General features: G+C 41.1%; 14 protein-coding genes and 2 pseudogenes. 8 read left to right on the forward strand and 8 right to left on the reverse strand.

Annotated features, from left to right (window positions below):
* Positions 1–15 precede the first annotated feature (15 nt).
* Positions 16–1380: a tRNA uridine-5-carboxymethylaminomethyl(34) synthesis GTPase MnmE gene (mnmE, locus tag AACQ83_RS19595; RefSeq protein WP_112879273.1), complete on the forward strand. Its 1365-nt coding sequence runs from the start codon at positions 16–18 to the stop codon at positions 1378–1380.
* 175 nt (positions 1381–1555) lie between these two features.
* Here the strand turns inward: mnmE and AACQ83_RS19600 are convergent, their stop codons facing one another.
* Entirely contained in the window at positions 1556–1900 is a 345-nt protein-coding gene (locus AACQ83_RS19600) for an ATP-binding protein (RefSeq protein WP_240000858.1), read from the reverse strand.
* Positions 1860–3248, reverse strand: a pseudogene (locus AACQ83_RS19605) (TrlF family ATPase); the annotation flags it as partial. The gene AACQ83_RS19600 and the pseudogene AACQ83_RS19605, both read right to left, overlap by 41 nt.
* A 474-nt stretch (positions 3249–3722) precedes the next feature.
* Between AACQ83_RS19605 and AACQ83_RS19610 the strand changes: the two are divergent.
* From AACQ83_RS19610 to AACQ83_RS19620, 3 genes are all read left to right on the forward strand, one after another.
* Positions 3723–4130 (forward strand): hypothetical protein, encoded by a 408-nt coding sequence (locus AACQ83_RS19610; RefSeq protein WP_240000860.1) that lies wholly within the window; start codon positions 3723–3725, stop codon positions 4128–4130.
* A gap of 151 nt (positions 4131–4281) precedes the next feature.
* A complete protein-coding gene (locus tag AACQ83_RS19615) occupies positions 4282–4710 on the forward strand; it encodes a hypothetical protein (RefSeq protein WP_240000861.1) in 429 nt (142 codons plus the stop codon).
* Positions 4711–4882: 172 nt separating this feature from the next.
* The gene (locus AACQ83_RS19620; protein WP_240000862.1) at positions 4883–5116 is read left to right on the forward strand and encodes a DUF1240 domain-containing protein; all 234 of its coding nucleotides are present in this window, start codon (positions 4883–4885) and stop codon (positions 5114–5116) included.
* A 272-nt stretch (positions 5117–5388) separates the two neighbouring features.
* On the opposite strand, the gene AACQ83_RS19625 is transcribed toward AACQ83_RS19620, so the two are convergent.
* Positions 5389–5553 (reverse strand): replication initiation protein, encoded by a 165-nt coding sequence (locus AACQ83_RS19625; RefSeq protein ID WP_240000863.1) that lies wholly within the window; start codon positions 5551–5553, stop codon positions 5389–5391.
* A gap of 35 nt (positions 5554–5588) precedes the next feature.
* Between AACQ83_RS19625 and AACQ83_RS19630 the strand changes: the two are divergent.
* From AACQ83_RS19630 to AACQ83_RS19640, 3 genes and pseudogenes are all read left to right on the forward strand, one after another.
* Positions 5589–5942 (forward strand): annotated as a pseudogene (locus tag AACQ83_RS19630) (hypothetical protein); the annotation flags it as partial.
* Between the two features lie 93 nt (positions 5943–6035).
* Entirely contained in the window at positions 6036–6317 is a 282-nt protein-coding gene (locus tag AACQ83_RS19635; RefSeq protein WP_112879271.1) for a helix-turn-helix domain-containing protein, read from the forward strand.
* Complete coding sequence (locus tag AACQ83_RS19640) at positions 6317–7636, forward strand: type II toxin-antitoxin system HipA family toxin (protein WP_112879270.1); 1320 nt, start codon at positions 6317–6319, stop codon at positions 7634–7636. Before AACQ83_RS19635 ends, AACQ83_RS19640 begins: the two co-directional genes overlap by 1 nt.
* A 71-nt stretch (positions 7637–7707) precedes the next feature.
* Here AACQ83_RS19640 and AACQ83_RS19645 read toward each other — a convergent pair whose 3' ends face one another.
* The 4 genes from AACQ83_RS19645 to fdhE form a co-directional block, all read right to left on the reverse strand.
* Positions 7708–9357: an LTA synthase family protein gene (locus AACQ83_RS19645; protein WP_112879269.1), complete on the reverse strand. Its 1650-nt coding sequence runs from the start codon at positions 9355–9357 to the stop codon at positions 7708–7710.
* A gap of 245 nt (positions 9358–9602) precedes the next feature.
* Positions 9603–11462: a selenocysteine-specific translation elongation factor gene (gene selB / locus AACQ83_RS19650; RefSeq protein ID WP_112879268.1), complete on the reverse strand. Its 1860-nt coding sequence runs from the start codon at positions 11460–11462 to the stop codon at positions 9603–9605.
* Between the two features lie 33 nt (positions 11463–11495).
* Positions 11496–12887 (reverse strand): L-seryl-tRNA(Sec) selenium transferase, encoded by a 1392-nt coding sequence (gene selA, locus AACQ83_RS19655; protein WP_112879267.1) that lies wholly within the window; start codon positions 12885–12887, stop codon positions 11496–11498.
* A gap of 21 nt (positions 12888–12908) precedes the next feature.
* Positions 12909–13838 carry a formate dehydrogenase accessory protein FdhE gene (gene fdhE / locus AACQ83_RS19660; protein WP_112879266.1) on the reverse strand — a complete coding sequence of 310 codons (930 nt, stop codon included), beginning with the start codon at positions 13836–13838 and terminating at the stop codon, positions 12909–12911.
* Positions 13839–14482: 644 nt separating this feature from the next.
* Between fdhE and AACQ83_RS19665 the strand changes: the two genes are divergently transcribed.
* On the forward strand, positions 14483–15436 hold the full coding sequence (locus tag AACQ83_RS19665; protein WP_112879265.1) for a methyltransferase: 954 nt from the start codon (positions 14483–14485) through the stop codon (positions 15434–15436).
* Between the two features lie 333 nt (positions 15437–15769).
* Here AACQ83_RS19665 and AACQ83_RS19670 read toward each other — a convergent pair.
* The coding region (locus AACQ83_RS19670; protein WP_370446037.1) for a transposase at positions 15770–15953 on the reverse strand (184 nt) is incomplete at its 5' end.

The raw sequence follows: 15953 nt of genomic DNA on the forward strand, positions 1-15953 counted from the left end.
AATAGAGAGATAACCATGAATACCACGGATACGATTGTTGCTCAGGCTACCCCACCAGGGCGAGGAGGGGTTGGCATTTTGCGTGTTTCCGGCCCGAAAGCTGCACAGGTCGCTGAGGTGGTATTAGGTAAATTACCCAAACCCCGTTATGCAGATTATCTGCCATTTCGTGATGTAGATGGTCAGGTACTTGATCAGGGAATTGCTATTTACTTTCCGGGACCCAATTCATTTACCGGAGAAGATGTACTGGAGCTTCAAGGGCATGGTGGGCCGGTTATTCTCGATTTGCTACTTAAACGTATTCTGACTCTGCCAGGTGTGCGAATCGCTAATCCTGGTGAGTTTTCTGAACGCGCTTTTCTTAATGACAAACTGGATTTAGCTCAGGCGGAAGCCATTGCTGACCTGATCGATGCCAGTTCGGAGCAGGCTGCCCGTTCAGCGATGAATTCCTTACAGGGCGCTTTTTCGACTCAAGTTCACCAGATGGTGGAAGCACTTACTCACTTACGAATCTATGTAGAAGCGGCTATTGATTTTCCAGATGAAGAGATTGATTTCCTTTCTGATGGGAAAATCGAGGCCAAATTGGATGAAGTGATGGCTGAGCTTGGGCGTGTACGTGCTCAGGCTCGTCAGGGTAGCCTTTTACGTGAAGGGATGAAAGTTGTTATCGCTGGTCGCCCTAATGCAGGGAAGTCCAGCCTGCTTAATGCATTAGCAGGCCGTGAAGCGGCGATTGTGACGGATATTGCAGGCACAACCCGTGATGTGTTGCGTGAACATATCCATATTGACGGTATGCCGTTGCATATTATTGATACCGCAGGTTTGCGTGAAGCCAGTGACGAAGTTGAGCGTATTGGTATTGAGCGTGCTTGGCAGGAAATTGAGCAGGCTGATCGTGTACTGTTTATGGTAGATAGCACGACAACGAACGCGGTTGAACCTGTGGAAATCTGGCCTGAATTTATGGCTCGTCTGCCTAAATCGCTCCCTATCACAGTCGTTCGTAATAAGACAGATATGACTGATGAAGAGACAAGTATTGCCGAAGTAAGTGGTTACTCGCTGGTTAGACTTTCTGCCCGTAGCGGTGAAGGTATCGATTTATTGCGCGATCATCTGAAAGAAACGATGGGTTTTAGCAGTAATACCGAAGGTGGTTTCTTGGCTCGTCGTCGTCATTTACAAGCATTAAATACCGCGGCGGAGCATTTACAACAGGGCCATGAACAATTGGTGGTTGCTCGTTCAGGTGAATTGCTGGCGGAAGAGCTGCGTTTGGCGCAGCAGGCATTGAGTGAGATCACGGGTGAATTTACTTCCGATGATCTGCTAGGAAGGATTTTTTCGAGTTTTTGTATTGGTAAGTGAAGTGGTCATTTTTAAAGTGTAACGCTTCAAAACCCATTTACTTCGCTTTGATCCGTTTTACCGGAATTCCATCGCGCATTGCAAAGTCGTTTTCCGATTGCTTTTAAAAAATGGCGCTGTTTTAAAAGCGCCAAATACAGTGCGGTATACGCTGTTCCAACAGCCACAACATCTGTTACCGAAACAAGATTGTTTTTAAATGATCGTCTGCCAAATCAAACTCAGGATCTTTACCTGTTAACGCTTTCGTTAGTGGCATAATTTTAGTCCTCACACCCATTCCTCGGTAATCGACATAGCCATAATCACGTAATACTTCCATAACAATGGTATTTCTGGGTGAACGCTGTCCTGCTTTCATTTTTTCTACCGTCATGGAGTTTGGTAAAGAACCTGGGCTAATTACTTCAAGCCGGTCGGAATAACTAGAAACCTCAATTCTGTTTTTAACATCGTTCTCTCCCAAGGAAGTAAAGCATTCAGTTAAAGCCGTACTTTTCACGGCGTTGATTAAACGCACTCTTACCACCTTCCAATATATCTGCCGCTAGTTTTTGCACTTCTGGCATATCGATCGCACCCTGCTGTTCTGGCAGGATCAACCCTTTGCTATCTTCCACACTCAGCACGCCAATCCATTCCGCGTCACCAAATACCGGAATATTGGCGTTGTGGGTTGCGAACAAGAACTGTCGGCTTAGCTTGGCTCTGCGCAGCTCAGCAACTATACGCTCAGCAATAAAGGCGTTATCAAGGTTATCCTCCGGCTGATCAAGGATAAGTGGATCTTGGTTGTTCAATAGCAACAGGTGCAAAATCGCCGTACATTGTTGGCCGGTCGATAGTTCCCCAATTGAGCGGAAAACGGCTTCCCGTTCACCGTGAGTTATATTCAGCTCAATCGCCATTGTATCAGGAAGCTGCAACTCTTCTAGCTCAAGCAGTTTACGCTCAGGCAAACGGCTTAACGCTCGTACAACGGAATTAGATATACCGAAATTAGAGGTTAATTCAGCCTCACCTTGGCGAATAGTGGCAGCAAGATTAGCTGGTGTGAACTCACCCTCTAAAACCCACGCTAGTCTTTCTTGCCCAACACCTTCCAAATTGCAATCACTCAGGAAATTCACTAATTCTTGGCGGTTACCTTTAGAATTCAGACTAAGGCGTACCTTCTGATCCAACTTGCGAGTGAGCCGTTTAACCGACTTCTGCATGGCGCTAGCACGTGCGCTGGTCTGCTGATCTAACTCAAGCAATAGTTTCTTGCGCTGACTATAGAGCTCGTTGAGTTGGGTTTGTCGGTTTTGCAAGGCAGTTTCTTTTGGGCGAATCTGTTCAATTTGCTTGAGTAAGGTTTGATATTCAGCGTCAATCTGCCGACCCGTTTTACCCTGACTTGTAGGTATGTCTTTAAACGCATTTTCAAGTTGTTCTTCTTCTGCACGCAACCTTTCCAACAGTTGTTGCTGTAGAGAAAGTAAATCACTCGAGGCTTTACTGGAGAGCTCCTCAATCTGAGTTAAACATTGAGTTAAAGAGCTCTTTAACATTTCCAAAACTTGACGCTTTTGTTTTAAAAGATCTAAGTGTGGCAATCCTTCTAAGCTGGCATCGCTTAAAAATACCGTATCTGGCAAACTGTCTTTTAAGATGTTGATAGCTTCTTTTACTCGAATAATTTCTTCATTAACTCTCGCTCTCAGTTGTTTTTCCTTTTCCAGCTTTGGAATCACTTTCAACTTTTCATCAATACCTAGCGTCTGGAATTGTTTAGCCTGATCCAATAACTTGGGTAAGCGCTCAACTTCTGCCTCAACATCTGCTTTTTGGCTAAGCGCACGAGTAATGGTTTTACGATTATCCTTTCAGAACAAAGTCTTACTAAGCATAGTATTAATTAGGGAGTAAATACTTTGATCCATACTTACTCCAGAATGCACATAACAAATTGTTTTAATAATATTTTTCACATTTTGTATTGGTAAGTGAATTTGTAGAAGGAGGATGTGGAATTTTTTTACCGGCTATAACAGGTTAAATTACATTTAACGGTTTTAGCGTGTAAAAATTGATTTACCTGTTATACCGTGTAACAATGAGGTTAACTGCTCAAATTGGTTGACCTCAATATGAAAGTGACTAATTCGAAACAACTCAGTACATATTTAAAAGATGTCAGGCTTAATCTTATCGAACAGATTAAAACAGAGTGTCAATCCTCAACAGGGAAACTTGATCCAGTTCCCAATAATTCAGAAAAATTAAAGAAAAAATAGCTAAGTCCGATAAAATATGAAATAAAACTTCAATAAACTATATAATATAGATGGAGTTATAAAATGAAGTATGACCTACGGTTAAAAACATTTGTTGATAATGATTACAGATTAGAAGATCATTTTGATTTTAAAAAACAAATAGAAGATCAAAAATATAACCGTATGCTATTGGAATTGGAGCATCAATTTAAACTAAACCAAGAAGTTATTGCTTTATTAACAGAAGATGAGGCAATAAATTATATAAAAACACTAGATCATAACTTCTATAATAAATGGAAAAATAATGTTAAAACCTTTTATTCTTATGCTGATCCAGTTTCATCATTTGCTGGTAATATAAAAGACTCTTATGGCGTGGCTAAAATAGTAAATGATTTAAGAGGTTTCGGTGTTAAGGCAACGGAGTATGCCGGGAAAGATGGTAAAAAATATATAAAATTGACAGGTTACCCTACCCTAGTGTGAGAGACTATTTAAATTCTACAAGATATCTTGCTAATAATCCACGTATACCCAATGGATTTCAAGATGCATCGCAACGGCAAGGGAGAGAATCCCCGGGAGCATAGCAAACTATGTGACCGGGGTGAGCGAGTGCAGCCAACAAAGAGGCAACTTGAAAGATAACGGGTATATAGTCTCTTTTGGAGTAGGTACTCTAGGTATTCATGATGGGATTGTTAAAGGTGCTAGATTCGGTATAGTATTCTCAGCAGCATATAGAGCCGTTGAGTTAATACTTAAAGATGATTATGGATTAGCTGATTTGTTTGTGAACTTAACAATAGATGGTGCAAAATTAGCTATTTCAATAGGTATTGCTACGGCTGCTAATACTCTAATAGTTTCTCCACTCTTAGCTGTAGGGGGAAGTCTTATGCTTGTAGCTCTTGGCGTTTTTGCTCTTGGGGTTGGAGTTTCGTTTGCTTTATATTGGTTGGATGATTATTTTAAAATTAGTGAAAGAATAATTAAAAATATAAAAAATAGAAAAAGAAATGTTCTTGTGGTAACACCTACAGCAGATAAATTTTTTAATATATGAGGTAGATATAGCCGTGGATAATATAAATAAAATAAAAATATACTTAGGTTCGCTATTTTTTTATGGCGGCGTTATTTGTGTTTTTCTCATTAAATGATTATATAGGTTTTTTAGGCGTGATAGTGTTATTCCATTTTCATGGAAGAGTGCGGGATTTATTTGGTTTACTCCTTTGCTTATTCATATTTCTTATGCTTTTTTAAGGATTGCTAAAAATAGAACAAAAAATCTCAATGGTAAAATTGGGGATTATATTTCATGTGTATCAATAGTGGGGTTTATTCTTACTTTATTTGTATCTTTTTATGTTGATGATGAATTAAAGTTGGAGGGGTATGTAACATGTAGTAAATCATCATGGATGGCTAAAAATAAGTATGTTAAGGACATTTCACTTTGTCACTAATAATATGCTCTTTATGCTTAGTTGTGTCGAATAGCCTGAAGGCTATTCGACACAACTAATGTTAATAATTTCTATCTTCCCATATTCTGTAAGCAGATGTGCCGGCTGTTTAATAAATCTAATAATTTAAGCATATACCCTAACATATAAGTAAAAATTACAATAGTAATATAAATCAAGAAATAGAAATCTAAAATGTTGTTTGTTACTTGTATTAAATTTGAATGTAAAAAAGGTGATTTAAATCACCTTTTTTATTTGGCTGTCTTCTTTTAATTTGAAATGTAAAGAGACAACGAGACAACATTACGACCATCTTTAACTGTATTAACAGATACAATAAGGTTACTTTTTTGGTTTAATTCTTTAATGGCTGGTTTTAAAATAAACTTATTCGAATCTCTAAATTGTAAATATTTATCTTCAATTCCGAACATGGTTCTAAAGCCACTAAAGCTAACAAGTCTGTCCCCTATTTCGACTTTCTGCCAGTAGCGGTGAAGGCATCGATTTATTGCGCGATCATCTGAAAGAAACGATGGGTTTTAGCAGTAATACCGAAGGTGGTTTCTTGGCTCGTCGTCGTTATTTACAAGCATTAAATACCGCAGCGGAACATTTACAATAGGGCCATGAACAATTGGTGGTTGCCCGTTCGGGTGAATTGCTGGCAGAAGAGCTGCGTCTGGCGCAGCAGGCATTGAGTGAGATCTCGGATGAATTTACTTCCGATGATCTGCCAGGAAGGATTTTTTCGAGTTTTTGTATTGGGAGGTCAGTGGGTAAAAGGCAGAAGTGGAATTTTTTTACCGGTTATAACAGGTAAAATTATATTTACCGGCTATAGCGTGTAAAAATTGATTTACCGGTTATAGCGTGTAACAATGAGGTTAACTGTTCAAATTGGTTGACCTCAAATATGAAAGTGACTAACTCGAAACAACTCAGCGCATATTTAAAAGATATCAGGCTTACTCAAAAACTTTCTCAGGGTAAAGTAGCAAGCAAAGTGGGTATTAGGCAGGATACGGTATCAAGCTTTGAGCAGCACCCAGATTCTACCAAGCTGGAGACCTTCTTTAAGATTATGTCAGCATTGAATTTGGAACTCGATATCCAGCCAAGAAACGTTACTAAGATAGATTCGTTAGTGGAAGATGATTGCACAACATCGGACTCGGTGTGGAAAGAGGAGTGGTAATGGCAGCACTGGATGTCTACATGAACGGTTATCGAGTTGGAGTATTTACCAAAGCCAATACTGGCTCCCACCATTTCAAATATGATGAGTCCTGGCTTAGGTTATCGGGTAGTCGCCCCATTTCACTGTCTATGCCTCTGCGCCATCAAGCTTATCAGGGTGACGAGGTATATAACTTTTTCGATAATCTACTGCCGGATAATCCGGAAGTCAGAAGAAGAATCGTTGCCAGGCACAATGCTGAGTCAACGCAACCTTTTGATCTGCTGGCTAAAGTGGGTCAAGATAGTGTAGGAGCTTTGCAATTGGTACCGCAAGGTACATCCGCTAATGATATCAAGAGGATTGAATATAAGCCCTTATCTGAGATGGAACTAGATAAAGTGCTAACTGGCTACCAAGCTGGCGCGCCATTGGGGATGATCGAAGAAGAGGAAGATTTTCGTATATCCATCGCTGGCGCACAGGAAAAGACAGCGCTTTTAAATATTGATGGAAATTGGTGCTTGCCATTAAATGCCACGCCGACAACACATATCATCAAACTTCCCATCGGTAAAATTGAGAGTCATTCACACTCTATTGATATGTCTGAAAGTGTGGAAAATGAATATCTGTGTATGTTGATTGCAAGGATGTTTGGACTGTCTGTTCCTCACTGCTTAATAATGAAAGTGGGAGAAATAAAAGCATTAGCAGTAGAACGATTTGATCGCAAGTATTCATCTGACAACAGTTGGATAATGCGGCTGCCTCAGGAGGATTTCTGCCAAACCTTGAGCGTGCCTTCGGCGAAAAAGTATGAGAGTCATGGTGGTCCTGGGATTCCCGAGATCATGTCCTACCTCTTGGGTTCGGTTAAAGCCGAGACTGACCGTTATGAATTTATGAAGATCCAGGTATTGTTTTGGCTGTTGGCTGCCACAGACGGCCATGCAAAAAACTTTTCACTGTTTATTGAGGCTGAAGGGCATTATCGGCTAACGCCTTTTTATGACATTCTTTCCATGTACCCTGTATTCGGAGGCAGAGGGCTTCATCCCCGAGATGCCAAATTGGCGATGGGGCTAACTGGGACGAGAGGTAGGAAGTACAATATAGAGCAGATATTCCCAAGACACTTTTTTCAAACAGCCAATGCCGCTGGATTTGATAAGGATTCGATGGCAAGAATTCTTACTGAATATGCTGAGACGGTTGATACAGTTGTCATGAATGTCAGAGGCCAGTTGCCTATAGATTTCCCTGCTCATATCAGTAACTCGATATTGGGAGGGTTACAAGCCAGAGCAAAGCGCCTGAAAATTGGGTGGGATTAACATTCTCATCAACATTATCTACAGCAAGTGCCATATAAATATGGCACCCACTCACATGATGATTTTATAACTTATTTTTTACCTGCAACATCTAGTTGCTGATAAATATAATGTTTATAACTTTCCACCAGCGCTTTATCCTGACAATCATCCAATGCTCCCCGGCAGAGATGACGCATTGTCATATTTGCTCGGTAGAAAGGTGAAGCATCCAGTTTAGCTCTCTCCATAATCATGCTGCCAAGGAATGAAATATCCGTCAGTTCATCAGTCTGAATAGATTCTCCCTGTTGCAAGTTATCCCGCATAGTAAATTGGGTGATATGACCCGGATTTGAAAATACGCCATTGTACTGATTTAGGCTGATATTGGGTTGATGATCACCAAAGTAAAGGAAAATAGTGGGCTTTTCCCGTTTAGCAACAAACTCACTGAAATCTTTAATTGCCGGATCAGAAGCTTTGATTTTCTCCATATAGTGACTGAACTTACCCACTGCCTGTGAATTTTTCACATGTCCGGTAAGCCCGTAATCATCAGTGTGATCTTCATCATATGGGCCATGTTCATACATGGTCAGTGAGAAAATAAAGAGTGGCTTATCTGTTTCCTGTGCCAAAATGTCTTTCACATAACCCAACATCTCTTGCGTAGAAATAGTCCACAAATTTTTATCGGGACTGGCGGGATATCCCAATTCCTGTGGCTGAATAATGCGATCAACGCCGAGAGTCTGATAGGCATGACCGGAATGATAAGAAGATTTATTAAATGGCGTCAAAACAACCGTGTAATAGCCATTCTGTTTCATTTCACGGAACAAGCTGTATTTCAGATGATCAACAATAAAATAAAAAACCGCATTCTTACGTGAGCCAAAATCGTCCGTATTTAAGCCAGTCAGAGCAGAAAATTCAGATAACCAGGTACCACCACCGAAAGTTTGCACCCGCATTGGGCTTTGTGCGCTGACGCCAGAATCCCGCTGGAACATATAAAGATTAGGTAAGCGGGCATCATCAGGCAGTTGATAGATATGCGGAGTCACGGTGGATTCCTGTAATAACATCACCACGTCAGGTTTAATTACTGACTGCGACACAGGTAGCACGACATTCTTAGCCTGTTGCAGAAAATAATCGGATGATTGTCCAAATTGAGGCGCATGATATTTGGCATCTTTAGCCGACATCACCATATTGGTGACGGTACCACGTCCTTTTGGTAGTGAAGATTCCCACTGCTCTCTGAATGCATTAGCGGTAGCGCTCACTTCCCATGTACAGAACGCCGCCAGAACCAAGCCGACAGTACGCCATTTGAAACCACGGAGGGGAGATGATTTTTTCCAGCTCAGCGTCATGTTAAAAATCAACCAGATAAACATTGCGACAACGCCTAAACCGGCCAGCCAATAGTGGTGTAATGTTTCCTGATTGGCAGGATCAAACATCAAGTTCAGATCGGAGAACATCAACTGCTCTTTGTAGTAATGAACTTTTATCTGATTGAGGAATTTAAAGATAATAAATAGTGTTCCGGTAAAGGCAGCGGAAAACAGTAACCTGGCTGATATAAAAAACATCAAGCCAAATATCACACCAAACACACCGACAGCAATCAGTGCCGGATAAATATCTTCACTTTTTTCAAAAACCAGAATTAAAGTTGCAATAAACAATAATCCCAGATAAACGCCCGATGTTATCTTCTTTTTCATAGCGTATTCAATCCAGTTAATAGAAAGCTAACGGTTGGCAAAAATAGCACAGATCAGTTAAATCGATGAAGCAAGACGGTGATTTTGCTGAAATCATCTATACCCGTTATCTTTCAAGTTGCCTCTTTGTTGGCTGCACTCACTCACCCCAGTCACATCGTTATCTATGCTCCCGGGGATTCGCTCCCTTGCCGTCGCGATGCATCTTGAAATCCATAGGGTATATATTTTAAATAAAAAAATCATCAGAATAGCCCATTATCGCTGAGAATATGCGACTCAGCCTGACGACGAGTAAAACCACTGCGATCAAAAAATTCCAATATTTGAATAGCCAATTTACGACCGATACCGAGTTGATCACGAAAATCCGCAGCGGTAATTGCACCATAATCTTGATTAAATTGGCGAATTAGCTCCGCGAATTGTTGAATTCGTTGGCTACAATAATAACGATCAGGAACAATCGCGATAATATGCCCCAATTGAGCGGATTTTTTCAACAAATTGCGGACTGTTGCCTCTTCTTCTTTTAAATCCGCAGCCAGGTCGCGTACCCACCACGGATCATCTGTGAAATAGGGGGCTATTCGTTGCCACAATTTTGCCTGTTCATCACTAAAAGACAAACCGTGTTCAGGAAGATATAACCAACCTCGTAATTGCTTTAGCTGTCCATCACTGAGCAATGCATCTATCAAAGTGTAAACTAGCGCTTCATCCAGCGTTGGCAGCGCCATCCGTTTCAGACGTACCCTGCCTAAACCCAGTTGATCGACATGTTGCTGGTGATATTCAGCCAAAACGTGTAGTAACTTCTGCTTTGCTAACTTGGCATTGTTCTGTGATAACACCATACCATCGGCAATAATCACATCCTCATCAACGATTAGCTGGTGGAGAGTTGCTTCCGTTAACTGACGCGCCCAAGAAAAGTGGTTGAGAGAAAGTGCGCCTCGTGGCAAATGGAGCGCTAAATTAGCTGCATGATCTGATGTTCTGGCAAGCCGCGTGAGCCAATGCAAAAATTCTGGCTGGCGCTTACCACGACGGGGGGAATTTAGATTTATCACTCGCGCGCCAGCCAATGTTTTTCTGGCACTGATATCTCGCAATATCAGCCGGTCATTCTCAACCAACCACAATGGGCTATCAAGCGCCAATTCAGCCAGCAGAGGCTTATCAGAAAGTTGATTTAGTAATGAAATTCGCCCCGTTATATGGCTGGCAGCATGATGAATATGAATTGGTTGCCAGTTTCGCAAAGGTTCATCAGTTTCTACTTCCACCAATACCTTTTCTACATGCTCAAAGGGTTTGTGGGAAAGTAGCCAATCACCACGGGATACCTGTTCTTTACTCACATCACCAGTAATATTCAGTGCAATACGTTGCCCGGCTTGAGCCGTATCGGTCTGTTGATTCTGAGCATGCAAGCCACGTACTCTGACTTGCTGATCCCGGCCGGTTAGCCAGAGGGTATCTCCCACTCTGACCCGGCCGGCCAATGCCGTTCCCGTGACTACCAGACCCGCTCCTTTTACACTGAAAGCGCGATCTATCGCCAGACGAAAACGCTGATGTAATTTTTCATGCTGCTTATTTTGCTGATGTAACTGCAACAGATGCTGCCTCAAAGGGACAATACTTTCTTCATCCGCCGCAGCCGTTACAAACAGAGGGAACTCGCTCCAACCCTGCATTGCCAGTTGATGTTCAATTTGTTGGCGGATTTCAACTATTCGTTGCGATTCCACTCGATCTGCTTTAGTGAGCGCAACTGTCATGGCCGGGCGGCCAATCAAACGCAGAATAGCTAAATGTTCTCTCGTTTGAGCCATTACCCCATCGTCACAGGCAACCACTAATAAAACATGATCAATACCTCCGATCCCTGCCAACATATTAGCGAGGAATTTCTCATGTCCGGGCACATCGATAAAACCAACCGAAGAGCCATCCGGTTGCGGCCAATAGGCATAACCTAAATCGATGGTCATCCCGCGCTTTTTCTCTTCCGGCAAATGAGCTGTATTAACGCCGGTAATCGCTTGAATAAGTGTGGTTTTACCATGATCAACATGGCCCGCGGTGGCAAAAATCATAATAGTTTTAGAAAATTATTGTATTTCAGAAAATTACAGCAATAGTGCCTGCAATAGCGCTTTTTCATCTTCAAGACAGCGTAAATCCAGCCATAAACGTCCGCCAGAGATACGACCAAGAACGGGTTTCGATAATCCACGCCAGCACCGGGCCAACCGCTCTAACGAGCTCCCCTGACCATCAACGGCAGCGAAAGTCAAAGCCCAACTTGGCAGACGATCAACCGGCAGCGAACCACTGCCAATCTGTGAATAACATGGTTCATCACGAACAATAAATTGGTCACCGTAATGTGCTTGAAGCTGAGGTAATAGCTGTTGTGCCATATCATGCATTTGTTGTTGTGAACGGGTTAACAAACGTAACGTTGGCAATTGTTGGCAAAGCTGTTCGGGGCGCTGATATAACCGCAATGTAGCTTCTAAAGCGGCCAGCGTCATCTTATCTGCCCGCAAAGCGCGTTTTAGAGGATGACGCTGGATTGCTTCTATCCAGTGTTTCTTGCCTAGAATAATGCCAGCTTGTGGTCCCCCCAGTAATTTATCACCAGAGAAAGTGACCAGATCGATGCCCTGATTCAGGTAATCTTGAGGCATAGGTTCGGCTGGCAATCCATATTGCGCCATATTGATCATGGAACCGCTACCCAGATCAATTGCAGTAGGAATTTGTGAGGTTATTCCCAGAGTGGCCAATTCACGGCCAGACACTTCCGCGGTAAAACCTTCAATATTGTAGTTACTGGCATGCACTTTCATAAGGAGAGCGGTCTCTTCATTAATCGCTTGCCGATAATCTTTCAGATGAGTGCGGTTCGTTGTGCCGACTTCAACTAATCGGCATCCTGCCTGAACCATTACATCAGGAATACGGAATGCGCCACCAATTTCCACTAATTCGCCACGAGAAACCACAACTTGCTTACCGGATGCTACGGTTGCCAGCAATAACAACACCGCCGCTGCATTGTTATTAACAATACAGGCATCTTCCGCCCCGGTTAATTCACACAGTAAATCCGCCAAAGCATGGTCACGGTGTCCACGTCCGGCGTTATTGAGGGAATATTCCAACGTTACAGGTGAACGCATCACTTGTGTTACCGCTTCAATCGCTGATTCTGCCATTAATGCTCGGCCAAGATTGGTATGAATCACCGTACCACTAAGATTAAACACCGGCTTTAAAGCCAAAACTTGTTTCTGTTCCAGTTGCTGACCAAGTGCCAAGGCCCAGTTATCACACCAATCAGGCAGTACCTGATACTGCTTGATATTGATTCTGGCCTGCTCCTGCATTCCTCTTAATGTGGCAGTGACCAACGTCTGTCCATATTGTTCCACGAATGGGGCTATCTGTGGCTCATGCAATAGACGATCAATGGCGGGGAGCAGGCTGTACAACGGGTATGGTTTATGTGTCATGGCAATTCCGTCAACTCACTATTACTCATTTGGGAACAAAAACGGGTTGATGCTACTGCGGACAAAGCCTTCCTCTTCCATTTTGGCATCGAGGATCAGTGAAGCTAGATCATCAGCAACAGCTTCAACTTTCGGATCTTTCTCCTGATAGAGAATTTTCAAATAACTACCACAATCGCCGCAACTTTCCGCTTTCACAGCGGCGTGCTCACTATCTAGTGACCAATAATTAAGATCGCGTGTCTGTTCGCAGTTACTGCATTTTACCCGTACCACATGCCATTCACTTTCACACAAACTACAATGCAGATAACGCAACCCGTTGGTTGTGCCAATATGAACGACACTAGAGACCGGCATACTGTTGCAAACTGGGCAAAACTGACGATGTTCACCATATTCTGCCCTCGCTTTTCCTGGGATTTGATTTGCCATTTGTGCCCAATAGAGGGAAAGTGCCGCCCAGATAAAAAGTGCTTTTTCAGGGCTGACTTTACTGAATTCATTTTTCAGCAGAGCATCGGCCATCTGTTCCAGCTCCTGTTCTGGCGCTTTTTCTAGATTATCCAGAGCGGCATTAACATGTTCCGACGCATCTGGCAGTAATTCTGCTATCAGAGAGTGAAGTAATTTTTGCCAGTGTTCAGTACGTTGGAAGGTTTTGCAATCCAGAGGCGGTTTACCTTCAATGACAGATTTTTCTAAGATATCTGCTATCTCCATTTTCAATGGATTATCATGCAACGCTTTTTGCTGAGCTTGGGCAACTTGTGCTGAAAAGTTAAGATAATCAACGAATGGGCTCTCTTTTGCCAATTGTTGCAGGCGTTCTGCTCGACGCTGATAAAGATTTTTCAGATTAGCAAAAAGCAATGGCGGGATATAATCTGCTGTTTTTTCATTGGTGCGATCTTTGCTCAGTTGTTCTTGAGGAACGATGTGAATACTCATTAAGTTCTATCTTCCTGCTATCTGCTTTGGGGCTTTCAGATTAATAATAATCTTAAGCTTGTTTTTAGCGTTCAGCATAGATCAAAAGTGGTTTCTGGGCTACAGAGATAATACTTGAAATTATGTGGTCGGTAATAATCAATATATTCATGAAATGGTTGTCAATATTTTTATAATCATTCATTCTTAGTGTGAATTTGCTGAAATAAAAATATTGTTAAGGCATATCTTTTAATTTAATCTTAAAAACCCCTAAAAAGAGTTAATTGTGATTTTTAACATTTCTTTCTATCATATTTTATATAGTCTGATAGTTAATTACTTACGGCTAAAAAAATATAATTAAAGTGAGTAAGCAATGGTCAAAGATGAATCAAATTTTCATTATCTCATAAGGAAAAGATAGCAAAGTTAATAATTACATTTTGGGCTGAAAGTGTTTCAACTATATATGGTTAGTTATAGTGGTACTATGTTCTATACCCGTCATCTTTCAAGTTGCCTCTTTGTTGGCTGCACTCACTCACCCCGGTCACATAGTTATCTATGCTCCCGGGGATTCGCTCCCTTGCCGCCGCGATGCATCTTGAAATCTATAGGGTATATATAATAACCTCATTTAAAAATACAGAAAGGGTAATTCAATGCTAATCGATCTCATTACGTCATATAGAAAAACCGCGGCAATCTATACTTTTGTTGATGCTGGTTTATCTATTCACTTTAAAAATGGAGACTATGTAGATATTAACAAACTTGCCAGTCAATATGGTATTGATTATTCAAGACTTAATCGACTATGTGATTTCTTAATTGAAATAGGAGTATTGGTTAGCAGCAACCACGGGGTTGCACTTTCTGAGGAATGCAGTGCACTTGCTGATCCTAATAGCGTAGAATTCTTAACAGTAAAATATGAAATCAATTCAGAACATTGGGATTCTTGGTTAATGTATCCAAAATCCTTGCTGGAAAACAATGGCAAATCGGCATTTGAAATGGTGCATGGAAAATCATTCTTTGAGCATTTGGATAGTAATAAGGGATTAAAATCAGATTTTGATGCTTTAATGTCAAAATACACAAATAAAATAATTAAAGAATTGCTTGTTATTTATGATTTTAATAAACATAACAGAATATTAGATCTGGGGGGTGGAGACGGAGAGCTTTTGATCAGAATCAGTAAACAGGTCAAAGGAAAAGATTACGCTGTATTGGACAGATATAATGAAATGCCTATTTCAGAAGGTGTAAATTTCATAAGTGGAGATTTTTTTAAGCCAATTCCGACAGGTTATGATTTATATATTTTAAAAAATGTTCTCCATAATTGGCCTGATAATGATGCTATATCCATTTTGAAGAACTGCCGAGAAGCGATGGATAATAACACAACCCTTCTGATAATAACCTTAATGAAAAAACCACAATCCTTGGTAGTTAAATCTGTGGATATATTAATGGATATGCTATTTTTAGCGAAACAACGTTATTTGTCTGAATTCGAAGATATAGCTAGCCACGCAGGACTTGTTATTCGATCTTATAAAGATTTAGATGAAATATTTTCACTTATAGAATTAGGGGTAAAATAAATTATTAGGGATTTAGGATCATTTCCAAAAGATGATTATATTTATAATTGATCGTTGGGAAATATATATATAAAATGTGGCATCAAAATATTTGATGCCACATTTTATTTTATGTTAATAATTAAATGTATACCCAATGGATTTCAAGATGCATCGAGACGGCAAGGGAGTGAATCCCCGGGAGCATAGCAAACTATGTGACCGGGGTGAGCGAGTGCAGCCAACAAAGAGGCAACTTGAAAGATGACGGGTATATAAGTATTAAAATAGAAAGCAAACTTACTCTCTGATAATAAAAACGATTGGTAGATTCACATAATAAGTGCAACATCGTTAATCTGGAAGTAAACATGTTCGTATTCCCTTAAATAATTCATTCGGTGTTTTCCCACCCCGTGTTTTTCGGGGGCGATTATTTAATCGGTTTACCACAAAATTTATTTCCTGATCAGAGATTTCATTAAAATCGGTTTCCTTTGGAAAGTATTGTCTGATTAACCCATTGATATTCTCATTG

Source organism: Photorhabdus sp. S10-54 (genome assembly GCF_963878145.1).
Classification (GTDB): Bacteria; Pseudomonadota; Gammaproteobacteria; order Enterobacterales; family Enterobacteriaceae; genus Photorhabdus; species Photorhabdus kayaii.

Coding starts and splice junctions, on each gene's coding strand:
- AACQ83_RS19645 (WP_112879269.1), bottom strand. CDS start 9,357: ATGAAAAAGAAGATAACATCGGGCGTTTATCTGGGATTATTGTTTATT.
- fdhE (WP_112879266.1), bottom strand. CDS start 13,838: ATGAGTATTCACATCGTTCCTCAAGAACAACTGAGCAAAGATCGCACC.
- AACQ83_RS19610 (WP_240000860.1), top strand. CDS start 3,723: ATGAAGTATGACCTACGGTTAAAAACATTTGTTGATAATGATTACAGA.
- AACQ83_RS19635 (WP_112879271.1), top strand. CDS start 6,036: ATGAAAGTGACTAACTCGAAACAACTCAGCGCATATTTAAAAGATATC.
- selA (WP_112879267.1), bottom strand. CDS start 12,887: ATGACACATAAACCATACCCGTTGTACAGCCTGCTCCCCGCCATTGAT.
- selB (WP_112879268.1), bottom strand. CDS start 11,462: ATGATTTTTGCCACCGCGGGCCATGTTGATCATGGTAAAACCACACTT.
- AACQ83_RS19665 (WP_112879265.1), top strand. CDS start 14,483: ATGCTAATCGATCTCATTACGTCATATAGAAAAACCGCGGCAATCTAT.
- AACQ83_RS19625 (WP_240000863.1), bottom strand. CDS start 5,553: ATGTTCGGAATTGAAGATAAATATTTACAATTTAGAGATTCGAATAAG.
- mnmE (WP_112879273.1), top strand. CDS start 16: ATGAATACCACGGATACGATTGTTGCTCAGGCTACCCCACCAGGGCGA.
- AACQ83_RS19640 (WP_112879270.1), top strand. CDS start 6,317: ATGGCAGCACTGGATGTCTACATGAACGGTTATCGAGTTGGAGTATTT.